The sequence below is a fragment of the Sorangium sp. So ce296 genome, assembly GCF_051529605.1.
Classification (GTDB): Bacteria; Myxococcota_A; Polyangia; order Polyangiales; family Polyangiaceae; genus Sorangium; species Sorangium cellulosum_D.
The window spans coordinates 3,845,016-3,867,117 of sequence record NZ_CP150325.1; the positions used below are offsets into that span (position 1 = coordinate 3,845,016).

A 22,102-nucleotide genomic window follows, 5' to 3' on the forward strand; every position below is an offset into this window, starting at 1 on the left:
GTCTTCCTTCCTTATTTCTCTCGCGTCGGGCTTCCCCAGGGCTCACCTGTGGCTCGCGGATGCCGCGTGAACCGCACGCGGATGGGCGGCGACGTCGCGGTGATGGGCTGACCCTCCTCGTCCGCCGCCGGCACGAAGCGCTGCTTGCGGACGCACGCGAGTGACATCTGGCCGAAGCCGTACCCCGGATCCGACAGGAGCTCCGCCGAGGCGACGGTGCCGTCGTCGCGAACGACCGTGCGAATCACGACCGTCTGTTCGTCGACCGAAAGCGCGTCGGCTTCGCGCGGCCAGGGGCAGCTCCACTCGCGCGCGGGCTGCCCGACGGGCCTTGCGCGCGAGGGGCGTCCCTGCGGACGCCCAGGAGGAGCGCTTCGGTCCACGCGCGACGCATGCACCGCTTGCGCGCTCGTCCCCGCCGAGGCGGTCACGCCCCCCGCATAGCGCTCGCCGCGGCCGACGGACATATCGAACCCCGTGAAATCGAGCGGCGCACCGGCGCTCTCCGCCAGGACGACCTGCCCTGCCTGCGCGGGGGGCGCTGCCTGCGCGGGCGCTGGAGGCGCGGCGGGGGCCTCGGGCCCACGAGCAGCGGCTGCGCGCGCGGGCGCGCGCTCGGCTGCCCTGGGCGCCGGCGCTTCTTCGAGCGGCGAGGGGCTCGGCGGCGAGGGAGGTGGCGCCAAATCGACGACGTGCTCCACCTGAAGCGGCGGGCGAGCCGCGATCGGCCCCGCTGCCGTGTCGTCCGGTCCCCAGCGGAGCGCGATCATCCCGACCGTGCCCTGCATGACGGCTGCAGGCATGAGCGCGAGCACGAGCGCGCGGACCGATTGTTCCTGGACGGCTCCGAGGATGATCCCGGCCGTGCTGTTCGCCGCGAAACCGCCGGCTCGGGCCCTCGCGCGCCGGGGCTGAGCGTGGGCGCGCGCCGCGTCGAGGACGATGCCGGCGATGCTCTCGGGGTGGAATCGCGGTTCAGTCATGGTGACCGGTCCTCTCCGCGTTACGCGGCTCGGTCTCGGGGCGGACGGCGCCGAACGCGACGCGCACGATCCCCGCTGCTTTCAGCGTGTCGAGCACCGTCATCACGCGCCCGTGCGGGACGACGCGATCCGCCTGGATCACGGCCCGGAGCTGCGGATCGCGCGAAAAGGCCGCCGCCGCGCGCTCGCGGAGCGCCGCGTCGTCGATCGCGGCTCCGTCGATCTGCACGGGCCCCTCCGCGGGCACCACCACGGACAGCACCGTCTGGAGCTCTTCGCTCTGCGAAGCTTTCGGCAGATCCAGCGGGACAGCAGGCGCGACGACGATCTTGGCGGTGACGATGAAGATGATCAAAAGGACCAGCGTGATGTCGACGAGCGGCGTCACGTTGATGCCCTCGATGATCCCGCCGCGGCGGGATCTCGCGCTCGGCCCGGCGCTCGCCATGGCTAGGCCGCCTCCGGGCGGGGCGCCTCGCCGTTCGTCGGCTCGTCGATCGCCGCTCCACGATGCACCGCGCGCGCGGGCTCGACAGGAAGAGGCTGGGCAGCCTCTCCGGTCGCCAGGTAGGCGAGCACCAGGTTCGAGAGCGTCTCGGCGTCGTCGAGGATCGCGGCGATCCGGCGCTGCAGGTAGTTGTAAGCGGCGACGGCCGGCAGCGCGACGCCGATGCCCACGGCCGTCGCCACGAGCGCTTCCGCGATCGCCGCCATGACCGCGGCGGAGGCGACCTGGCTCGCCGCCCCGGCGCCCGCGGTCCCCGTGGCCTGGCCCAGCTGCTCGAACGCCAGGATCACGCCGATGACGGTGCCGAAGAGGCCGACGAAGGGCGCGTTGTTGCCCAGGGTGCCGAGGTACGCGAGCCGCGCCTCGAGCGCCTTCCGCTCGGCGGAGATCGCGCTCTGCATCCCCCTGTCCGCCGCAGCCGAGCCGCGCTGGGCGAGCCTCAGCCCCGCGCGGGCGACGATCGCCCCGACCGACGTCATCGGCCGGAGCGCGTCGAGCGCGGCGGCGATCGAGCCGTTCGACAGGTGGGCGTCCAGCTCGGCGGCGAGCGCTCGCACGTCGTCGTCCTTCGAGCGGAAGTAGAGCCAGCGCTCGACCGCGATGGCGACGCTGCCCGCCGAGAGCGCGAACAGGAGCCACAGGACCCAGGACGCGCCGGACTGAACGAGCAGATTCTTGACGGCTACAACGGTGTGCATCTCATCTCCTCGGCTCAAGCTCAAAGCTCCGCTGTGAGCTTGATGTAGAGGCTCCTTCCCGGGCGCTGAATGCCGAAGTAATCGAATACCGCCTCGTCCGTGAGGTTCTGCACCTCGAGCATCGTGCTCAGGGTCGCCTGTCCGTCCCCGACGACGTATCCGAGCCCCGCCGAGTGCACGAGCTGCGAGGGGATGACCTGCTTGGACTCGCGCCGGCCGATGCTCTCCCAGAGGCGGAAGTACTCGTGTACATAGCGGCCGTTCCAGGTGACCGCGACCTCGTCCTCGGGGGCGAAGACGCGACGAAGCTGCAAGCGCGCGGCGCCGTTGGCGAAGAGGTACGGGCGGTTCGGGATGCGATCTCCTTCGAAGTCGCCGAACGTCCCCTCGCTCGAAGCGTTGCGGAAGTCGACATAGGTGACGTTGCCGTCGAGCGCGAGATGCCCCCCGGGCGAGGTCCATCCGACGGAGCCTTCGACGCCGAGCGACCGCGCGCCGGGGACGTTCTCGTATCTCTGCACGCGATCGTTGCCCAGGAGCATGATCAGCTGGTCCATCGCACGCACGAAGCCGTTGCCCGTCGCGCGGAAGGCGCCCGCCGGCGTCTCGCGTGCATCGAGGGTGAGCCCGAGGTTCGCGTTGTGGCTGGTCTCGGGCTCGAGTGCCACGTTGGCCGCGATCATCGCATTGTCGCCGAAGACCTCGTCGGCGCTGGGCAGCCGCGTTGCCCACTCGTAGGAGGCCTTCCCGTAGAGCCAGGGCGTGAACCTGTACCGGAGCCCGTCGCCCACGCCGAAGCGCTGGGTGCTCCGGTCGTGGCCGCGGGGTGCGTTACCGGCGGCCGGGCTCTCGCTCTCGATGCGCTGCACGTACTGCTTGACGAACAAGATGTTCTCGAGCCGATCGTCGAAGAGGTTTAGGTCGTACTCCAGGCCGTTCACCAGCGTGAGCAGGCCCCGGCGGTCGGCGAGCGGATCGGGGCTAGCCGGGTCGCTTTGCCGGCGCTCATCGCCCGTCCGCGTCAGGTACGTGGGCGCGATGGCCAGGCGAACCGCGTGTGACGGCTGGATGCGCCATACCGCGTTGAGGCGCGCGAAGGCGGAATGGTCCCAGAAGACCTGGTCGTGTGGGCGAGAGTCCGTCTCGCCCGGCTGGCCTCGCTCGCGGTAGCAGCGCCCGAGCCAGTCGTAGAAGCAGGTCGCGACGTCGAGGAAGCGCCCTCGGGTGGTTGCGTAGCCGCCGACGACGTCCAGCGACACACCGCGCCCGAGCGGCTGCTCGTAGCGCAGGTTCGCGCCAGCCGAGGTCTCCCCGTACGTCACGCCGCCGTACGGGACCGTCATGACCAGCTTGTGCTGGTACTCCTTGTCGTAGTCGGTCGCGAACGCCCGCAGGAGCAGCCGCTGCGCCCACGGTCGATCGACGACCCCGAGCTCCACGTTGCCTCCCGCGCTGCGATAACGGTCGTGGAAGCGGTAGACCCGCGCCGGAGACAGGCGCCCGCGCTCGTCGGCGACCTCGACATCGACGGGGTAGTCGTTCTTCGCGTAATCGAAGAACCCGCTCGCGCGAGCGAACAGGCCGCTTGGCCTGTGCAGGTAGCTGCCAGCGAGCGCCGCTCGGTGCGTGTCGAACGAGCCCACCTCGTAGGACGCTCCGGCGCGTGATTCGCAGAGGTCCTGCGCGGTGACCAGGTTGACGGCCCCGCCGAGCGCGTCGGCGCCGAAGCGCACCGGGACCACGCCGCTGTAGATCTCGACGCGCTCGACGAGGCCTACCGGCACGTTCGAGACGCCGAAGGGGAAGCCGGCGAGCTCGATCGGGACACCGTCGAGGAAGAACCGCACCTGGTCGTCCGTGAGGCCGTTCAGCGAGAAGCGCGTGGCCGAGCCGAGGCCTCCCTCGCGACGCACGCCGATCCCCTGCGTGCGCGCGAGCACCTCGCCCATGTCCGAGGTCTCGCGCTTGACGCGATCCGTCTCGACGACCGTCACGGCCTCGGCCGACTGCCGGCGCCGCTCGGCTTCCGACGGCCCGCGCACGGTCACCTCGATCGGAGCCGCCTCGCCGGTTTGCACGAGCCGCACGGCGATCTCGGCGACGCGCGCTTCGGCGATCTCGGTCTCGACCTCCGCCCGACCGATGCCGCTCGCCTCGGCGGTGACGACGCAGGGGCCGGGCGCGAGGCCCTCGATCTGGAAGCGGCCCTCGCCGTCGGTGCGCGCTCGCTGGGTCGAGCCGTCGTGGTGCCGCACCAGCACCTCCGCGCCGGCGACGCCGAGCGAGCCCGCGCCGGGCAAGAGCACGCGCCCGCGGAGCGCGCCGCTCGCAGGGGGCTTCGGGCGGCGAAACTCGTACGCGTAGAGGATCCGCGAGGCGACCGGGGTGTCCCCGCGTCGAGCGGGCGAAAACACGAAGCGCAGCGCTGCGGCCTGGGCCGCCTCGTCGAAGCCGTGCCCCGCGGCCTGCTCCACGTCGGCCACCGAAACGCGCCCGTCCGCCTCGATGGTGAGCCGCAGCACGACGGTCCCCTCCAGGCCCTGCGCGAGCGCCGCTGCCGGGTAGTCGGCCTCGACGAACGAGAGGAGGACCGGCGGGTGATTCTCTGGAGCCTGCTCGGAGCCGGGAGGGGCGGCCGGAGGCGCTTCGCCGTTCGGCGCGGCATCCCCGGGCGCCTCCGCCGGCGAACCCGTGCCGGCGTCCTGCGCGTACGCGACCCCGCCCGCGAGCAGCGCGCCGGCCGCGACGAGCGCGGCGACGGCGCCGACGCTCATCCGCACCCTGGACGGGAGCGCTGAGCCTCGATGCGCGGGAGCCGTGGCGGTCACGTCGCGGCATCTATAACAACCAAGGATCTATTGCAAGTGTTTTGCATTTGAACGCAGGATGCCATCCATGGCGACGCGCGCGGCGATCCGCGCGGGCATCCTGGCCGGGCAAGGGGAAGTGGAGACCGCGCACGGGAATGACGCCGCGCGCGTCGGTCGGTGCGCGCTGCCGCTGGACGATGGCCGCCTGCCGGCGTGGCGCGGCCCCAGCGCGTCGTCCGGCGGAGCTGGGAAGGCGGGGCTCAGCCGGCGGGCGCCTCTCTGAGCGCGGCGCTCGTCTCCACGTCGCGCCCGCCGAGCCTGCGAAGCTCCCGGTTCACCAGGACGAGCACGAGGACGAACATCGCCACGTCGATCGCGGTGGCCCCCCAGTAGACGCCGCTCACCCCGACGAGCCTCGGGAGGAGCCACATCACGGGCAGGTAGAGCACCACCTGCCTCAGCAGGGCGACCACGCTCGCGAGCTGCGCCCTCTCCAGGCAGGGGAACAGCACCAGCGCATTGAAGACGTACGGCAGGAGGGGCAGGACGAGGATGTAGATCCGAAAATCAAGCAGCTGCTGCGCGGTGAACTCGTACCCAGGCAGCAGGGCGCTGAGGACGGCGCTCGGGGCGACCATCATCGCGAGCCAGAACGGCAGGACGAACGCGACACCGACGAGCCCGAACAGGCTGAAGGCCCGCTTCACCCTGGTGTAGCGCTGTGCCCCGTAGTTGATCCCCTCCACCGGCTGCAAGGCGCGCATCAGCCCGAACAGAGGGGTCAGCATGAACAGGAAGATGCGGTTGCAGGCGGCGTAGAAGGCGACGTCGTTCTCCGTTCCATGGCTCGATACCGCGTTGTAGACCACGACGTTCTGGGCGATCCCCATGATGGTCAAGATCATGCCTGGCATGCCCAGAGAGACGATCTGCTTTCGGATCAGCGGATCGATGCGGATCGTGCGCCATGCTGTGTCGAACGAGGCACGCCCCCTCGCGAAATACAGGAGCCCCACGACCGAGTACACGAGCATCGCCGCGTTGGTGGCCCACGCCGCGCCTTGCACACCCCAGCCGAACGTGTGGATGAACAGGGGCTTCAGGGCGACGTCCACCAGCAGACCGAGGGAGATCATCCAGGCCGCGGTCTTCATCTTGCCCTCGCCGCGCACCGTCATGTTCACGGCCAGGCCGTGCACCCAGAACACCGAGCCGAGCGCGGTCACCTTGAAGTATTCGGTGCCGTACGCGAGGATCTCCCCAGTGCCGCCCATCATGCGCACCATCGGCTCTGCGAAGACGTAGGCGAGCACGGTGTAAGGCAAGCTGAGGACCAGCGACAGCCCGTTCACGCTCCCCAGCAGGTTGTTGAGCTTGCTCCTGTCGCCGGCGCCCAGGTAGATGCTGAGCGCCGTGCCCGCGCCGGTCCCCACCAGGCTGCCGAGACCGAGCGTGATCTGGGACAAGGGATAGGCGATACCGACGCCTGCCAGGGCGCTCTTGTTCATCAGCTGGCCCACGAACACGGCGTCCAGGAAGGCGTTGAGCCCGTAGAGGACCATGGCGAGCACGGCCGGCCACGAGAGCTCCCACATCACTCTCGTCAGATTTCCTTCGAGGATGAACTGCTTCTGCGTGTCTCTATCGCTCATGGCACAGATCTCCGTCGATTCAATGTCATCGACTCCATGCGGCCAAAACCGCGGCGCCCCCACGCGCACGTATACAATGCAGCTGGAAGGAATCTGTTCTCATGGCGTCCCTACATCAAGAGCGCAGACGCTGCGCGTCCGCAGGCACCATGACGCCATGGAGACCACCTCATTCGGACCGACGCGATCCGATAGGCAGCCCACAAGGCACACCGCACCCCAGCTCCCGCCCTGTCGAGCGCGCTTGATGTGCCTTAGCACACGGGCCGGCGCAGATGCAATTGATTTTTACTTTCATCGCCGGGGCGACCGGCTTGGGGCGGCGTTCGGCCGCGGGGCGGAGGACTTTGTCTCGCTCCGGCGCCGCGCCCGGCGGCGGTGCCAGACGCCGGCCTCATGGTCCACGACGCGGTCGGCGAGGGGCTCACGACCGGAGCGCGGTCGAGGATCCCCGTGCGGCCCTGTGTCTGCCGCTCGGCTGCGGAGCGCGCCGGTGCCAAGTTATGGATTTGATTGAACCTTGTTCGGAGCCACCGCCCGACGTGACCGAGCGCGGCGAACGGCCCGGCGCTCGGCAGGGCTGCTCAGATGCTCGGGTCTTCGGATCCGGCTGCGCGGACGGGGGACCGCGCGCGGCGGCGTGCGCCTCGATCGCCGGCAATCCGGCGCCAGGCGGGTGGTGGGGAAATGCCCCCACCCTGTCGGGATGATGGGACCGCCAAGGCGCCATAAGACGCCAAGATCTTTGTGATTTTCTGGGCGTCCTTGATGCCTTGGCGGCTCGAAGGACCGCACGTTCAGCCGAAGTACCCCCACCACCGGCAGGCGGCGATCAGGGGCGCGGGCTCGGGTGCCCTACTTCAGCTGGCAGACGTCGAGCACGTCCATGTCGGTGTAATCGAGGTTCTCGCCGCCCATGGTCCAGATGAAGCCGTAGTTCGAGGTGCCCACGCCCATGTGGATGGACCACGGCGGCGAGATCACCGCCTCGCCGTCGCCGACCACGAGGTGGCGCATGGCGTCGGGCTGGCCCATGAAGTGGAATACCCGGTTGTCGCCGGTCAGGCCGAAATAGAGATAGATCTCCGAGCGGCGGTCGTGCAGGTGCGGCGGCATGGTGTTCCAGACGCTGCCCGGCTTGAGGAAGGTCACGCCGAGGAGCAGCTGCGCCGACTGGCACACGCCCGGGATGATGTATTGATAGATGGTTCGCTCGTTGGACTGCTCGGGCGAGCCGCGCTCGAGGGGCTTGGCCTGCTCGATCGAGATCTTGGTCACCGGAAAGGCGGTGTGGGCCGGCAGGCTGGCCAGGTAGAACTTGGCCGGCGCGGCGGCGTCCGCGCTGTCGAAGGTCACGTCGGCGACGCCCATGGGCACGTAGAGCCCGTCGCGGGGCGCGAGGTCGTAGGCCTTGCCGTCGACGGTGACGCGGCCGGCGCCGCCCACGTTGACGATCCCGAGCTCGCGGCGCTCCAGGAAGGGACGGCCCTTGGCGCTCTTGGGCTCGGTCTGGGCCGGCAGCGTCAGGGTCTCCTTCGTGGGCGTGGCCCCGCCGATCACGAAGCGCTCGTTGTGCGAGTAGGTCAGCCGGGTATGGCCGGGAGCGAACAGGCCTTGCACGAGATATCGGTCGCGGAGCGCCTGGTTGTCCGCGCCCTTCATCATGTCCGGGTGCGTGGCTTGATAAGTCTTGTTGAACATGATCCATCCTTGAAGCGCGCCGCGCCCCGGAAGCCGAGGGCGCGAGCGCCGGGAGCGCGCGCGGAGCCGGTGGCTGGATGGCGTGGCAGGAGCCGTCCTGCCGCCGCTCACGACGTCCACGCCGAGCGAGTCGTGAACCGAGATGCACAGGACGTTCCAGCGCTGCGCCAGGCGCAGGATCGACGGGAGGGGCCACGCGACGACCGTCGCGTGGCGAGAATTTTCCACCCATGGCGGCTGAGATCCGGGCGTGGTGTCAACCGCGGCTTGCACCGGTTGACAGGCGCGGTTGACAGCCCGCGGGCTTCGAGGCGCGAGCGATCATGGCGGCGGCACCGCAGAGCCCGGTGCCGGGGGCAACCCCGGGGGTCCGGCGCCGCGCTGCGCCGATGCCCCTCGGCCCGGCGTCCCGTGCCGTGGTACATCTACGAGCACATCTTGAAAGGAGCGCGCAATGGCGAAGCTCATGGTGTACGAGACGTTCTCCAAGTCCAATATCGATGCGCTGCTCGATGCCGGCATCGTCATTAACCTCGCGTTCGACGCGTCGCACAGCAAGCAGGAGAAGACGGTCCACCTCGAGCTGCTCATCGACGCCAGCACGGAGGCGATCGAGCGGCTCAGGAGCCGTCACAACGATACGTACATCATGCTGAAGGGCGCGCTGATGCAGGGCGCGGGCACCTACAAGCTCGAGTGCCACACCTTCGATCAGGACATCGTCGACAGCTCGCCGAAATCCTACGAGATCCGCCAGAACCGCGCGATCGTGCGGCACGGCGACATCGGCACCATCATCCAGGACATCGGCTGGTGGTGAGGCGCGCGAGCGCGCCGGTGCGCTGCGCGCCCTAGTCTAGGGCGGATCGTCGGCCGCGCGCGCACGCATGCCCTGCGCTGCTAGCTCGTTGGAACAGCCTGTCACTCGCTCCAGGCTCGGCGCGCATCTCGATGATGTAGGCTGAGGCTGGCTGTTGCTTCAGCATCTGTAGTCGGGATGTCTCGTCCTCGCCCGCCCGAGCGTGCACAGGTCCGGCGACGCCAGATCGACGCCCCTGCACGGATGAAGCCGACCAGGATGGGATAGACGGCGCAGCGTTCGACGAGGCCGATGAGGACGTTGGTCCCCGAGCTGGCGACCGCGAGAAAGGCCACCATCGAGGCGAGCCCGAACACGCCGAGGACGACCATGGCCCTCCCGGCTTTCGGAGCGACTCCGATTTGTTGGCGCTGGCGTCCGAGAAGGATCACGAGCACGTTGCCTCCGACGATAGACGCGAAGGCCCCCAAGCCGTGATAGTCGACGGCGCCGTCGGGCGGCTCTCCGGAACCGGGGTTGAACGCCAGCAAGACGCCGCCAAGCGCTACGAGAGCTCCCAGGCTGAGCGCTGCCCAGCGGCGCCAGCTTCGCAGGCCCTTGAGCGCGGCGACACCGATGAAGAACATGATCCCGAAGAGGAAGAACCCGGTGTTCATGACCCACGCGAGTGGCGAGTTCATGAACTGGCCAAGAGCCTCGAGGGGGCCACGGACTCCCAGGTTGCTGATGTAGTGATGCGTGTAACTGTATGGAGGATCCGTCCATGCCGCGGCGGCGATGAGCTCGGCGAGGAAGAAGATCACCGCCCCGGCGACGAGCACCGCGCCGGCGGGGCGACGTTGCACCATCTGGTTCGCCTCGGGCGCGGGCCTCGCGCGCTCCCTTCGTGTCGTCCTTGACTCGACCGGCCCTGCGCCCGCGATGACGACGTCATAGGGGTGCGCCGCCGAGCCTTTCTCGTGTCGCCTCATGTTGAACAGCCTGCACCGTCGCGTTCAAGACCACCAGGACATTGATCGCAACGGTTTCAGACCCTATAGATCTGAAATCATGGAGCTACGTCACCTGCGGTACTTCATCGCCGTCGCGGAGGCGGAGCACTTCGGAAGGGCGGCCGAGCAGCTTCACGTCTCGCAGTCGCCCTTGAGCCGGCAAATCGCTCAGCTCGAAGAGGAGATCGGCGTCGAGCTCTTCGTGCCCTCGGGACGCGGGGTGAAGCTGTCCGCCGCCGGCCGGAGTTTCCTCGAAGGCGCGCGCGCGACCCTGGCTCGCGCCGCGCTCGCGGTCGACGACGCCCGCGCGACGGCGCAAGGCCGCATCGGGACGGTCGTGGTCGGATTCGACGGCGCCCTGGCTGACGCCCTCCTGCTGCCGGGGATCGTGCAGACGTTCCGCGCGCGTCATCCGCGCGTCGAGGTGCGCCTCCGGCCGCTGCCGAGCGAGGAGCAGGTCGCCGCGCTGCGCGATGGCAAGATCTCGGTCGGGTACGGCTATCATTCGCCGGAAGACAACCCGCTCTTCCGCTTCCGCGTGCTGTATCGCGAGCGCGTCGGCGTTGTGATGTCGAAGAGCCATCGCCTCGCTGCACGGCGCACACTGAGGGTCGCGGACCTGAAGCAGGAGCGCTTTATCTGGCCTCCGCGCAAGGAGGGCCCGCGCCTCCACGACGACATCATCGCCGCCTTCCGAGCGCATGATCATAAGCTCGAGCTCGCCCACGAGGAGGCCAGCAGCGATGTGATCCTCATGCTCGTGGCGAGCGGCGAGGGTCTCAGCGTGTTTCCCGAGAGTGCCGCGTCGACGCTCCTCGCCGGAGTGGTGTTCAAGCGGGTTCGGGACCTCAACGTCGTCATCCTCGGCCGCTCGGCGTGGCGCGCCATGGACGACGAGGACCCGCTCGTGCGGTCGCTCCTCGAGATCACGAATTCGGTGCATGGATCGTCACGGTAGGCGCGCGCTGGGTCGATCCCGCGACGCGGCCAGCGGATAGGAAACCGTAGAGCTCCTGCGACGGGGCGAGCGGGCGTCTGATGCGCGCAAGACGGCTCGCCCGGCGCCATTCCCGCGGAGCTTAACACGGGCGAGTTTCCTATGGTTCCCTGTCCGCGCTGCGGCTGATTAAATCGAATTGAAAAGGATCACGAACATGTCGATCATTACGAGCACGAAGAACGGCGTTCGGATGGGGTTTGCTGCCTTGGCGATCATCGGCAGCTCGCTCGGCAGTGCGCACGACGCGATGGCGGCCACCGTCACCATCAGTGACAACCTAGAATCAGGCGGTTGGGGATTTTGGGCCAGCAATTCGGCCGAAGGCGGGGCATTTTTAACGACCTGGAGTTCGACCCGTTCGCCTTCAACGATAGCCTATTTGTACTATTCGCCGTCGGCCGGCGCGCCCGATTGGCTACAATTTTACAAGGCGTTTACGGCGACAGTGACCCCGACGTCGTGCTCGGCCAGCGTCTGGCTGCGGGGCAACGGCTTTGCCAACCATGGTTCGGTCGAGATGATCGACACTGCAAGTTGGACCTATATCGGTTCGACGCCGTACTCGGGCGTGGGCGCTGCGGCTTGGGTCAAGTACACGGTCAACAATACTTACGCGTGCACCAAGAACATCACGGTGCGCGTCACGCTGGGGACGCAACCGGGAGCGTGGGAGCAGGTCTACGTGGACGACGCTTCGATCAGCTGGAACTTCTGAGCGCCGCTCGAGGCACGTCGCTCGAGGCACGCTCGCTGGCGAGACGCTCGAGCACGCCAAGCTCTACCCCGAGGACCTTGCCGTCATCGACACCATCCGCGCCTAGGCGCCGAGCGTGCCCATCGTCACGGTGTTCGTGTCGGGCCGCCCGCTCCACACCAACAAGGAGCTCAACCGGTCGGACGCGTTCGTCGCGGCCTGGCTGCCGGGCAGCGAGGGCGGCGGCGTCGCCGACGTGCTCTTCGGAGATCACGAGATCCAGGGCCCCGCCGTGTCCGTCCAGCTCTGATGGACGATGCAGCTCAGCGCGTTCTTCAGGGCAGCCGTGTTCGGGGGCAGCTTGGTGTTCCACGCCGAGCTCCAGCCAGAGCCTGGGATCTTCGGATGTGCGCCCGTGCCATCCCCAGGCGGGCTGGCCTGCGTGCCCATGCCTGCGTTCACGAACGCCCGGAACCGGCCCACGGTGATCTCGTATTTGTCGAGGTAGAAGTCGCTCACCGTCGCCGGGCAGCTCCGGTCCAAATAGTCGACGCCGTCGTAGCTTCGAGCGAAGGTTCCGCCGGGGACCAGCAGGCTCTCGCAGCAGTCCTCGTTCCCCGATGGCCCGCAGGTCACCGGGAGCCCGGCGCAGCTTGGCGCCGTTCCAGCCCAAGCGTCCGCGTGGCCGCGGCTTCGGTCCTTCGCGATCGTCTCGCCCGCGGTGCAACCTGCCGAGAACAGCAGCCCGAAGAACGCGATACCGACGGTGTGACAAGGACGGGCAAGCGAAATTATGGATCATCCACCGATCAATGCCTGCTCCCATCGTACGAGCAGGGCTCACCACCGGAGCGCGCGCAGCTACGCATGGCGCGCGCCGGTCGACATCGAAGCTCGGTCTCGTTGAGCCTGTGCTCCGATCAGCCCCCGAAGAACGCCTTCGCCTGCTCTCCCAGCACGTTCTCGCCCTTCGGGCTGCTGGCGTGGCAGCCGTCGCTGACCTCGCCCGCGTCATTGTTGAGGATGAACTTCCCGAGGTAGCTCATGTTCTCGTTGACGGTCGGGTCGTTGGCCAACTCCTGCGCCTTCATGTCGGTCCAGTCGGCGCCGCCGGCGCCCGCTCGTCCAGTTCTGGACCACCATGGCACCCGTTTGATAGTTGTCCGCGTTCCACATGATCCTGCCGCCGACGCGCTTGTAGCCAGTGCCGATGTTGTTGGCCATCGAGCAGCCAGTGTACGCGACGGAGTTGTCTCCCGTCGGGAGCAGGCCGTCGTCCGCACCGCCCGTTCCGGTGGTGCCGCCGGCGCCGCCCGTGGTCGCGGTGCTCCCCGACGCGGGTCCGCCCGCCCCTGCGCCGCCGGTGCCGTCTCCGCCGGTGCCGGTGGTGCCGGCGGTGGTGTCGCCCGTGCCGGCGCCTCCACCTGTCCCACCACTGGTCGAACCTCCGGTCGTGGGACCGCCGGTGCCCGTCGTCCCTGCGGTTACGGTTGTGGCGTCTCCCGACCCCGAACCGTCGACCGGGTCACTCTCCGAACCGCAAGCGCCGAGGCAGAGCGCGGTTATCCCAACGGCGCAGCGGACCATCCATCGGTGGGAAAGAACAAGAGAATTCATCGTCGTCACCTTCTGTCAGGGGGCGTTGGTCAGGACCTGCGAGGGCTCTCGGCTCGCGTCCGACCGTCCTTGTTCTATTGCCGCTGCGACCCGCGCGAATAGACGGCGAGATCGTCGTCGGCCCCCTTGGACAGATTTGTCATCCCCCCTAGCTCATGGACCGTCTCGCCAAGCAGGCGGCCGCCGATCCGACGCTGATCGTGATCCATCCCGGCTCTTTCGGTCGGCTCGGGCGGGGACGACCGCCGACAGCTGCCACGCGAACGCCGCGGGACAGCAGCTGCTCGGCAATCAGGCCGTCGGCTTCTTCGGCGAGTAGGCGAACCGGAGCGCGCTCGCCGGGCCGCACGCGCGGCGAGCGCAGCGCCCCGTGGGGGCGATCTCCGGGCTCACGGCAGGGTCGCGGCGGCCGTGACGCCGAGCCAGCGCTCGACGGTCGCCGGCGGCCGGGCGCGCCGGCAGTTCACGGCAGCAGGTCGCCGATCGCGTCGTACCATCGGTTCGCCATGCGGGCATAGCCGGCCGCGTTCGGGTGCACCCCGTCCGCGAGCTCCGACGTCGGAAACCCGGTATGCATGTCCACCAGCACCACGTGCTTCCCCGCCGACGCCCGGGCTTCCACGATCGACGGCAGCGCGTTGTTGTACGCGACGACGGCGGCGTTGTTGAAGCTGAGCGGAATGAGCTTCGCTACGACCACGAACGCATTGGGGGCGGCGGCGAAGATCTTGTCCAGGAGCGAGCCCAGCCGCTGCGGCGCCATGGCGAGGTTGTCGCTCTGCGACACGTCGTTGGTCCCCGCCATGAGCAGCACGATGTGCGGGGTCTCCTGCATCGAAGGCGCCGGCACGAGGCCAGCGATCTGGTTGATCTTCCAGCCGCTGTGACCCTCGTGCTTCCGCGGAAACGGAGCGCCGTCGACCGTCGCCGGCCCGTTCGTCAGAGAGCCCGTGAACGTGATGCTCTGGCCGGCGGCCAGCGCCTTCCTGAACAGCTCGATCCGATAACCGCCGCCGCCCGACACCCCGACCCCATCCGTGATGGAGTCGCCCAGCGGCAGGATCTTGCAAGGATCCCCGTTCGTCGGGCACGGCGAATACGCGCTCGAGCCCCCTGTTCCTGTCGTGGCGCCGCCGCCCGCGCCGCCAGCGCCGCCAGCGCCGCCCGAGCCGCCAGCGCCGCCCGAGCCGCCGGCGCCGCCAGCGCCGCTGCTCGCCGAGGCGCTAGAGGACGAGCTCGAGCTGCTGCTCGAGGAGGACGTGGTCGCGCCTCCCGTGCCTCCGGTGCTGCTGGCCGACACGATGGTGGGCCGCCCGGTGCCGTTCGCGCAGAACCCCCACGACGCTGTCTCCCCCTTCGCGATCGCGCCGTTGTAGCCCTCGTTGGTGACGTTCAGCCGCCCGCCTGAGGGCGTGGAGCGCGCGTTCCACAGGTTGGTCACCGTGGTTCCGCCGAGCTCGACGACCATGCCCCAGGACGTGGTGGCCGCGGTGCGGCTCAGGTTCTTGACCGTCACGTTCGCGCAGTACCCGCTGCCCCACTGCGACTGGATCGTGAGCGTCGCGTCGATCATGCCGTCCGGGCTGGTCACCCCGGACTCGAGGGAGCCGCTGTCCTCCTCCAGAGCACCCGGCTCCACCGCACATGCGAGCAGGCTGCACGCGAACGAGAGAGAGACAACTCCAAGAAAGCGATTCATGTGCATCAAAATTCTCCATGTCTGGACCGATCGATTCGCAGGTTTCCGCTCAAGATGGATAAGTAATTCGGGATTACGCCTGCGAGCTCGGCCGCTCCGTCAGGTTGGAGGTCTAGAATTCCCAGTCGACATTCTATCGATCGTGACGGTGTGCACCAGTCAAGTTCGACGGCATGCCGACCACACCCCTGATTCACCCACCCTGGCGATCGGCAGAGCACGGAAGGAATCACCTGACACGGCAAGCCGTCGCGCTCGCCATCCCCTCTCGAGGACGAGCGCCGCGCGCCGCTCCCGGCCCTCGACCGGCGCTCGTTCGTGCCTCGCTCAGGGCAGCGAATGCCGCTTCAGCGTGGCCCACCCGATCTCGGCGCTGCCCCAGGCCGCACCGCCGCCCTGCTCGGTGCACAGCGTCACCTCCACGCCGCCCGCGCAGCTCGAATAGGTCGAGCAACCGCTTTCGTCTGCTGCGCTCGGCGAGCCCGTGCACTGGTTCAGCTCGGCCCACCTCTCGAAGGTGCCGACCGCGCCGAGAAAGGTGATGTTCGCGCCGTTCGGCGCCTGCTGCGCCGATTCCACGAGGCGCCCCAGGACGGCGTCGAGCTCCGCGCGCTCGATGTGCGTCCGCTGCAGCAGCTCGTCGCGCGTGAGCGGGCCTTCTCGATAGATGATCGCCCAGGCGAGCTCGTCCACGCCCTCGCCGGAGCGAAGCGCGCGCAGCGCGCCGAGCTCCTCGTCGGACACCGCGCGATACACCACCTGAGCCCCCTGCCCCGCCTGGAAGATCAGGCGGCTCTCGCAGAGATCAAAAAGCACCCCGCGGAGCAGGACATCGTCCTCGGCGGCGAACACCCTCAGGATCTCGGCGCGCGGCGTGATTCCCCGACGGCGGATGTAGTCGAGCACGGCCTCCCAGAGCGAGCGGCCCCGCTCCACCGAGCTCTCCGTGATCCGCCGGACCCGGCGCTGATAGCTCCGCAGCCCCATACCGAACATGTCGGCGCTCACCTTGCGGCTGACCCCTTGCCGCTCGAGCTCGGTCGCGAGGTCCTGGAACACCTGGTCCGCGAGCTGGGCCAGGGGAGCACGCCAGCCCCCCGAGGTCGCCAGCTGGGCGATAAGAACGGTGGTCTGGCGAACGATGGGCTGGATCAGCTCAACGGACATACGTCTCGACGAGAAGCCTCATCGCTCGCCGAGAGTAACGCGGCGCAGGACAGCAGGGGGAGTGACAAACCGGACGCCCCCCCGGGCGCGCGGAGTGCGAGACGTATCCGACGTGCGGCACCGGCGCAGAGCCCGTCCTCTGCATCGATGCCCCTGCTCTACGGGTCTTCCCACGACGGCTCGACGGCGGGCCGCTCCCGCTCGATGAGCCCGCTCCCCTCTTCCTGCCGGTCGCGGAACGGCGTCGACTGCGGCGGGAAGTCGCGCAGGCCGCGGCCGGCGGTGTAGTCGTAGCGGGCGAAGAGCACCGCCGACAGGCGCGGTGACGTCTCCGCCGGGCTCGGGATGTCGAACAGGAACGTCCCCTCGGCGCCCAGCGAGACGCGGTGTCCGCGCGAGAGCCAGCTCCAGAACGTGAGCCCCGCGGTGAACGCGTCGCGCAAGAAGGCCTCGTCGCGCGTCTCGTTCTCGGGCCGGTAGCTCGCGAGCCAGCCGAGCTGGATCCACGGGAACAGCCCGCGGCCGGGGAGGAGGTCGAGGTCGAGCGTCGCGTCGATGCGATCGAGGGTCGATGGCACCGGGCTCAGCCGCAGCGACGTGCCCGCCGAGACGAGCGCGTCGACGAACGGCCGATGCCTGAGGCGCGCGCCGAGCGAGGCCTGCGTCCGGTGCTCGGCGGCGTACGGGGTGAAGATGTCCTTGTCGGCGCCCGGGAAACCCCGGAGCGACTCGTCGACCGCGAGGTACGTGAAGCCCGCCCACGGCGAGAGGGTGAGCTCGCCCAGCGGGATCGACCAGAACGCGCTCGCGCTCGCCCTGCCGCCCACGGCGTCGCTGGCGCCGGGCTGGAACACGACGCGGCCGCTCAGCGCCGCGCCGGGGATCCAGCCGCGCGAGCCGAGGTCGAAGCGCGCCTCCGCGCCGAAGCTCTCCGGACCGTCGCGCAGGCGCCCGAACCCCGCGGCCGCGACCCAGGCGCGCCGCTCGATGAGCTCGCGGTGCACGTCGACGCCGAGCTCGAGGAAGCGGAGCGGCAGGCGGAGATCTTCCTCCGTGAGCTCGGCGTCGACGAGGCGGGCGTAGCCGCCGACGGAGAACGGCCCGGCGTCCGGGTCCTCTCCCACCGGGGGCGCGGGCCGGAGCCGCTCTTCGGTGGGCGCGAGGGGCGACGGCGGCGGCGGCGCGGGCGGCGGCACGCGCGGCCGGGGCGCGCCGTGGGCGACGGCGAGCTCGACGCGGAGCAGCGCCCTGCCGCCGGGCGAGGCGACGCGCAGCACGTGCGGGCCCTCGGCGAGGACGGCGACGCGGGACTCGACCTCGCCACCGAGCCAGAAGAACGGCTCGCGCGTGACGCCGAGGCGGCGCGCCTCGCGGTCCTCCGAGGGGTCGAGCGCGAGGGTTCCCTCCTCCAGCACGCCGGGCGGGGCGCCGCCGGCCGCGCCGGGGGGAACGCCGGCAGCGGCGCCGGCCGCGCCGCTGCCGGCAGCGCCGGGCGCGGCCGCGCCGTCGAGCGGCGCCACCGAGAAGCGCAGCTGGCCGGCGGGCGTGGCCGCGGCGACCTCGGGGTGGCAAGCCGGATCGTCCGCGGGCGCGGCGCGCGCGCGGGGCGAGGCGACGCACTCGTAGGCGGCGCGGGCGCGGATGCGCACCACGGTCGGGCCGACGAACGCGAGCTCCAGGGGGCGGTCGGGATCGATGTCGTTCCAGGTCGAAAGAACGCGGCCCGAGAACGGCTGCGCCGCTCCGGCCGCGGTCGCGCGGATCCAGCCGAGGACGCTCCGGTCCGCCGGCGGCCGCGCCTCGATGCGGTGGCTGCCCCTGGGCACCTCCACGACGCAGCGATCGGCCATCGGCGCGGACGCCGCGGAGCACGCGACCGGCGCGCCGTCGAGCGCGATCGAGAACGCGCAGGGCGTCTCCTCGCGGTCGAGCGACCGGCAGGCGCCGTCGAGCACGATCGCGCCCGGCGCAGCCCGGTCGAGCCGGAACTCGGCGCGCGCGCCGTCCGTGATGAGGAGCGACGCCTCCGGCGCGTCGACGAGCGCGCGCCGCACCCGCACGCGGAGCGGCAGATCGCGCTCGGCCCTGGCCCGGATCTCGAGCGTGGCCGTGCCGGCCGTGGCGTCGGCGCGCGGCGGCACGTTCCAGCCGGTCACCGGGGAAAGACGCGCGAGGGCGGCCGGCGGGAGCTGGAGCGGCGGCGACGGCGCGGCCGAGGCGGGGCCGGCGGGAGGCGCGGCGGCGGGGCGGGGCGCGGCGCTCGCGGAGGGCGCGGGCGCGGTGCTCCCGGAGGCCGCGGGCGCGGCGTTCCCGGAGGGCGCGGGCGCGGCGTTCCCGGAGGGCGCGGGCGCGGCGTTCCCGAGGGCCGAGGCGTCCTGGCCCGCGGAAGCCTCGCGGGCGGCCGCCTGTAGGGCGAGCTCGGCGAGCGCGAGGGCGCGCAGGGTGAGCCGCCGATCGGGCGCCGGGGCGGCGGCAGCCACGTCGGTGGCGAGGTTCGCGGCGCGGGCGAGCGCGGCGGAGGAGCGGTGGGCGAGCCCGATCCGGGTGAAGGCGTCGGCGGCGATCCGCGCCTCGCCGGCGCGCTCGGCGAGGAGGCCGAGCAGGAGCGCGTCCGCGCCCGAGCTGCCGCCCGCGGGGCCGGCGAGCAGCGCGACGCCGCGGCGCGGATCGCCGGCGATGCGCGCGGCGCGCGCGGTAGCGAGGGGCGCGGGGTCGTCGGGCAGGGGCAGCGGCGGCACGCGCGCGGGCAGGCCGAGCGGGACGGCCGGCGGGCTGCCCGGCGGCAGGGAGAACACGGTCGACGGCGGCGCGCCCGCGGCCGGCGCGCCCGGGAGCTGTCCGGCGTCCCCGGGGTCGACCTCGATGGCGCGATCGAGCGCGGCGAGCGCCGGGAAGCCGAGGGCCTCGAGCGACGCCGCCCGCTCCGCGCGGAGCGTCGCGCGCGCCCGCGAGGCCGCTGGCGCATTGCGGAGGGCGCGCGTGGCGAGCCGGATCTGCTCGAGCGTGCCGTCGACGGGCGCGCCGGACGGCGGGCGCGCCGGCGTGACGACGCGCGGCTCGGCGGGCGCGGCCGGGTGCAGGCGCACGGCCGCGCGGAGCAGCGCGGGCGCGGCGGTCTCGACGCGCAGCTCGCCGGCGCCGGCGGGGACCGGGATCTCGATCGCGCCCGTGGCGCCCGCGCGCACCCAGGCCTCGTGGACGGCGGCGCCGACGCTGACGCGCAGCACGCGGGCGTCGCCGGCGCCGGCGGGCGGCGCGGCGGCGGGCGGCGCGGCGGCGGCCTGAGGAGCTCGCGCCGCGGCGCCTTGCGCACCGGACGATCCCGCCGCCTCGCCCATCACGGCGGCCGGCGCGAGGACTACGCGCGCCACCGTGGCGCGCTCCGGGTCGGGGAGCGCGAAGGTCACGGCGCCGTCGACCCAGGCCCACTGCATGATCTCGCGCAGCGACGCGCAGGGAGCGCGCCCGCTGCGCGGGATGCGCGCGAGCACCGGCGGCGCGCCCGCCGGCCGCTCGAAGACGCGCACCCCGGGCGCCACCGCGACGACCGAGGTGAGCCCGGCGCCGCCGTGCACCGCGGCCGGCGTGCCGTCGATGAGCACCGACGACTCGGGGACCACCTCGCTCGCGGCGCTCCGGAGGAGCACCCGCGCGTGGGCGTCCGGAGGCGCCTCGACCTCGAGCCGGGCGCGCGGCGTGTCGAGGAGCGTCCAGCGGAGCCCGGATTCCGCGTTCACGTCGCAGAGCGCGTCCGCGGCGGCGCTCTGCGATGCGCCGGCGCCTCCGGGCGGGGGCGCGTCGCGCGGCGGCGCGATCGAGCTCCACGCGATCACGCCCTCGGGGATGTCGAGCGCGTCCCACGGGGCCTCGCGCGCCCAGGTGGTGCGCGCGAGCGGCGCCGCGCTCTCGATGTCGCCGTGACCGAGCGCGTAGCGCTCCGCGAGCGGCGCTCCCACCGGCCGGCGGCCATCGAGCGGCGGCGGGAGGGCCGCGCTGAGCGCGGACACGGCCGCGACGTCGTCCGGGTGCGCGCCAGCGGCGCGATCACGCGGCGGCGCGCCGCCGGCCGGTGCCCGCGCGTCGCCGGCCGGTGCCCGCGCGTCGCCGGCCGGTACCGGCGCGCCGCCGGCCGGCGACCAGGGCGCAGCCCCGGCGCCGGCGTCCGCGCGCGCCGCGGCGAGGCGCACGAGGACGGCGCGCTGCAGGGGAACGGCGGTCGCCGCCGGCACGGCCTGCGCCGCCGCATAGGCCTGCGCTGCGCGCGCGAACGCCGCGCCGGGAGAGGGCGCCCACCGGACGGCCTCGGCGAGGAGGAGCGCCCGCAGCGGCGGCGGCACGGCCGGCCGGGTCGCGAGGTCGACCGCGGCCTTCGCGGCGCCCGGCGCGGCGGTCCGATCGGCGGCGGCGAGGAGCCGCGGCGCCTCGGCGTGGGCCGGCGCGCGATCGCCGGCGGGGCCGCGCTGCGCGGCGCGGTCGAGCAGCGCGGCGCGGTCGCGCTGCGGCGCGAGGAGCTCGGCGACGCCGGCGCACTGCCGGTAGCCGCTGGCGGCGACGGCGATCTCCCCCTCGACGACCTCGACGGTCGCCGCGCGCGCGTCGACCGGGAGCGGCACCCGGATCCACCGCGGCTCTCGCCAGCGCGCGGCGTCCGCGAGCCGGGCCCCGGTGCGCCACGCGAGCTCGCGCACGACGGCGCCGCCGGCGCGGACCACGACGCGCGTCGCGCCGTAGGCGCGCGGCCGGAGGGCGATGCGCAGCACGTCCGCGCCGGGCGCGTGGAGCCCGAGCCGCCCGCCGGCCCCGAGCGACCGCCAGGGCGTGGCGCGCTCGAGGGCCGGGAGGTCGGGGCCTTCGCGGCCTCCGCGCAGCTCGACCTCCCTCGCGACGAAGTACGGCTCGATGAGCGGCCGGAGGAGCAGCGATTCCTCGAGGTAGCGCGCGGTGAGCCATGCCGCCGCGTCGGGCGCGAGGGGCGCGGGGGCCGGCGCGGCCGGCGCGCCTGAGGCGCCCGGCGCGGCGGGTGCCCCTGCGGCCCTCGGCGCGGCCTTCGCGCCGGAGGCGCCCGGCGCGGACAGCGCGGCGCGCGCGGCGTCGACCCACCGGAGCAGCGCGGCGGCCTCGCCGGGGGCGGTGGCCGGCGCGGGCGCGCGGCCGCCGAGCCAGGCGGCGACGTCCTCGTCGAGGCGGTACCAGGCGAGCGGCGCGCTCTCGCGCGCGGCGACCCGCACCGCGACCGGCGCGCTCTCCGCGCCGCGCGAGACGGCCGCGCGCACGGCGACGAAGCGCGCGCTCGACCAGGCCGGCACCGCGACGTCGCGCGCGCCCTGCCTGAGAGGGGGCAGCGGCATCCACGTGATCGCGTCGGGCGTGTCTCCGATGCCCGAGCCGAGGCCGATGCCCGCGACCTCGCCGCGCACCTCCAGCCGGTCGCCGGGCTCCACGGGCACGAGGAGCAGCTGCCCCGCCGTGAGCGCGATCGGCCCGGTCGGATCGGCGGCGATGGGCGCGGCGGGCGTCCCCTCCGGAGCAGGCGCGGCCTGCTGCGGACCGTTGCTCCACGAGACGACCCGCGCGCTGTCCGGCGGCACCCAGGCGAGCGGCTCTGCGGCCGCGGCCTCGCGCGCGCCCGGGGCGCCGGGGGCCGCGCCGAGGGCGAGGGCGAGCGCCGCGCCGAGCAGCGCGCGGCGGGCGGCGGACGCGGCCAAGGCGTCGAGATCCACGGCGATTACCCTTGCACCATGCCCACCGTGCGCCCCGTGCG

Annotated in this window: 16 protein-coding genes and 1 pseudogene; 4 read left to right on the forward strand and 13 right to left on the reverse strand. The window is 71.9% G+C overall.

Features of this window, described 5'->3' with window-relative positions; genetic code table 11:
- Positions 1-11: 11 nt before the first annotated feature.
- The 6 genes from WME98_RS14435 to kduI all read right to left on the reverse strand — a co-directional run bounded on the left by WME98_RS14435 (position 12) and on the right by kduI (position 8,352).
- The gene (locus tag WME98_RS14435; protein WP_437951827.1) at positions 12-983 is read right to left on the reverse strand and encodes an energy transducer TonB; all 972 of its coding nucleotides are present in this window, start codon (positions 981-983) and stop codon (positions 12-14) included.
- Positions 976-1,431: an ExbD/TolR family protein gene (locus tag WME98_RS14440; RefSeq protein ID WP_437951828.1), complete on the reverse strand. Its 456-nt coding sequence runs from the start codon at positions 1,429-1,431 to the stop codon at positions 976-978. The genes WME98_RS14435 and WME98_RS14440 overlap by 8 nt, the downstream gene beginning before the upstream one ends.
- A gap of 2 nt (positions 1,432-1,433) precedes the next feature.
- Positions 1,434-2,189, reverse strand: coding sequence for a MotA/TolQ/ExbB proton channel family protein (locus WME98_RS14445; RefSeq protein ID WP_437951829.1), 756 nt, complete (start codon positions 2,187-2,189; stop codon positions 1,434-1,436).
- Between the two features lie 20 nt (positions 2,190-2,209).
- Entirely contained in the window at positions 2,210-4,963 is a 2,754-nt protein-coding gene (gene mxcH, locus WME98_RS14450; protein ID WP_437951830.1) for a TonB-dependent siderophore myxochelin receptor MxcH, read from the reverse strand.
- 296 nt (positions 4,964-5,259) lie between these two features.
- Positions 5,260-6,651, reverse strand: a complete 1,392-nt coding sequence (locus tag WME98_RS14455; RefSeq protein ID WP_437951831.1) for an MATE family efflux transporter — start codon at positions 6,649-6,651, stop codon at positions 5,260-5,262.
- Between the two features lie 855 nt (positions 6,652-7,506).
- Positions 7,507-8,352: a 5-dehydro-4-deoxy-D-glucuronate isomerase gene (gene kduI / locus WME98_RS14460; protein ID WP_437951832.1), complete on the reverse strand. Its 846-nt coding sequence runs from the start codon at positions 8,350-8,352 to the stop codon at positions 7,507-7,509.
- Between the two features lie 454 nt (positions 8,353-8,806).
- Here kduI and WME98_RS14465 point away from each other — a divergent pair, with 454 nt between their 5' ends.
- Complete coding sequence (locus WME98_RS14465) at positions 8,807-9,172, forward strand: hypothetical protein (RefSeq protein WP_061628992.1); 366 nt, start codon at positions 8,807-8,809, stop codon at positions 9,170-9,172.
- Positions 9,173-9,273: 101 nt separating this feature from the next.
- Here WME98_RS14465 and WME98_RS14470 read toward each other — a convergent pair whose 3' ends face one another.
- Positions 9,274-10,143: a DUF998 domain-containing protein gene (locus WME98_RS14470; protein WP_437951833.1), complete on the reverse strand. Its 870-nt coding sequence runs from the start codon at positions 10,141-10,143 to the stop codon at positions 9,274-9,276.
- On the opposite strand from WME98_RS14470, the gene WME98_RS14475 reads away from it, so the two are divergent.
- The 3 genes and pseudogenes from WME98_RS14475 to WME98_RS14485 all read left to right on the forward strand — a co-directional run.
- Positions 10,142-11,122 (forward strand): LysR family transcriptional regulator, encoded by a 981-nt coding sequence (locus tag WME98_RS14475; protein WP_437951834.1) that lies wholly within the window; start codon positions 10,142-10,144, stop codon positions 11,120-11,122. The two genes, WME98_RS14470 and WME98_RS14475, sit on opposite strands and share 2 nt — an antisense overlap.
- 196 nt (positions 11,123-11,318) lie before the next feature.
- Entirely contained in the window at positions 11,319-11,879 is a 561-nt protein-coding gene (locus WME98_RS14480) for a hypothetical protein (protein WP_437951835.1), read from the forward strand.
- A gap of 106 nt (positions 11,880-11,985) precedes the next feature.
- Positions 11,986-12,144 (forward strand): annotated as a pseudogene (locus tag WME98_RS14485) (glycoside hydrolase family 3 C-terminal domain-containing protein); the annotation flags it as partial.
- Here the strand turns inward: WME98_RS14485 and WME98_RS14490 are convergent.
- From WME98_RS14490 to WME98_RS14515, 6 genes are all read right to left on the reverse strand, one after another.
- Positions 12,129-12,494 carry an SUMF1/EgtB/PvdO family nonheme iron enzyme gene (locus tag WME98_RS14490; RefSeq protein WP_437951836.1) on the reverse strand — a complete coding sequence of 122 codons (366 nt, stop codon included), beginning with the start codon at positions 12,492-12,494 and terminating at the stop codon, positions 12,129-12,131. The pseudogene WME98_RS14485 and the gene WME98_RS14490 sit on opposite strands and share 16 nt — an antisense overlap.
- Before the next feature lie 284 nt (positions 12,495-12,778).
- Positions 12,779-12,934, reverse strand: a complete 156-nt coding sequence (locus tag WME98_RS14495) for a hypothetical protein (protein ID WP_437951837.1) — start codon at positions 12,932-12,934, stop codon at positions 12,779-12,781.
- 615 nt (positions 12,935-13,549) lie between these two features.
- On the reverse strand, positions 13,550-13,684 hold the full coding sequence (locus WME98_RS14500) for a hypothetical protein (RefSeq protein ID WP_437951838.1): 135 nt from the start codon (positions 13,682-13,684) through the stop codon (positions 13,550-13,552).
- A gap of 254 nt (positions 13,685-13,938) precedes the next feature.
- Positions 13,939-15,174, reverse strand: a complete 1,236-nt coding sequence (locus tag WME98_RS14505) for a GDSL-type esterase/lipase family protein (RefSeq protein ID WP_437951839.1) — start codon at positions 15,172-15,174, stop codon at positions 13,939-13,941.
- 327 nt (positions 15,175-15,501) lie between these two features.
- Positions 15,502-16,341, reverse strand: a complete 840-nt coding sequence (locus WME98_RS14510; RefSeq protein WP_437951840.1) for a hypothetical protein — start codon at positions 16,339-16,341, stop codon at positions 15,502-15,504.
- A 158-nt stretch (positions 16,342-16,499) separates the two neighbouring features.
- Positions 16,500-22,061 carry a hypothetical protein gene (locus WME98_RS14515; RefSeq protein ID WP_437951841.1) on the reverse strand — a complete coding sequence of 1,854 codons (5,562 nt, stop codon included), beginning with the start codon at positions 22,059-22,061 and terminating at the stop codon, positions 16,500-16,502.
- Positions 22,062-22,102: the final 41 nt, after the last annotated feature.

What these genes read in the sequence shown, in the direction of transcription:
- WME98_RS14435 (WP_437951827.1), bottom strand. Translation starts at nt 983, where the DNA reads ATGACTGAACCGCGATTCCACCCCGAGAGCATCGCCGGCATCGTCCTC.
- WME98_RS14440 (WP_437951828.1), bottom strand. Translation starts at nt 1,431, where the DNA reads ATGGCGAGCGCCGGGCCGAGCGCGAGATCCCGCCGCGGCGGGATCATC.
- WME98_RS14445 (WP_437951829.1), bottom strand. Translation starts at nt 2,189, where the DNA reads ATGCACACCGTTGTAGCCGTCAAGAATCTGCTCGTTCAGTCCGGCGCG.
- mxcH (WP_437951830.1), bottom strand. Translation starts at nt 4,963, where the DNA reads ATGAGCGTCGGCGCCGTCGCCGCGCTCGTCGCGGCCGGCGCGCTGCTC.
- WME98_RS14455 (WP_437951831.1), bottom strand. Translation starts at nt 6,651, where the DNA reads ATGAGCGATAGAGACACGCAGAAGCAGTTCATCCTCGAAGGAAATCTG.
- kduI (WP_437951832.1), bottom strand. Translation starts at nt 8,352, where the DNA reads ATGTTCAACAAGACTTATCAAGCCACGCACCCGGACATGATGAAGGGC.
- WME98_RS14465 (WP_061628992.1), top strand. Translation starts at nt 8,807, where the DNA reads ATGGCGAAGCTCATGGTGTACGAGACGTTCTCCAAGTCCAATATCGAT.
- WME98_RS14475 (WP_437951834.1), top strand. Translation starts at nt 10,142, where the DNA reads ATGTTGAACAGCCTGCACCGTCGCGTTCAAGACCACCAGGACATTGAT.
- WME98_RS14470 (WP_437951833.1), bottom strand. Translation starts at nt 10,143, where the DNA reads ATGAGGCGACACGAGAAAGGCTCGGCGGCGCACCCCTATGACGTCGTC.
- WME98_RS14480 (WP_437951835.1), top strand. Translation starts at nt 11,319, where the DNA reads ATGTCGATCATTACGAGCACGAAGAACGGCGTTCGGATGGGGTTTGCT.
- WME98_RS14500 (WP_437951838.1), bottom strand. Translation starts at nt 13,684, where the DNA reads ATGGATCACGATCAGCGTCGGATCGGCGGCCGCCTGCTTGGCGAGACG.
- WME98_RS14505 (WP_437951839.1), bottom strand. Translation starts at nt 15,174, where the DNA reads ATGAATCGCTTTCTTGGAGTTGTCTCTCTCTCGTTCGCGTGCAGCCTG.
- WME98_RS14510 (WP_437951840.1), bottom strand. Translation starts at nt 16,341, where the DNA reads ATGTCCGTTGAGCTGATCCAGCCCATCGTTCGCCAGACCACCGTTCTT.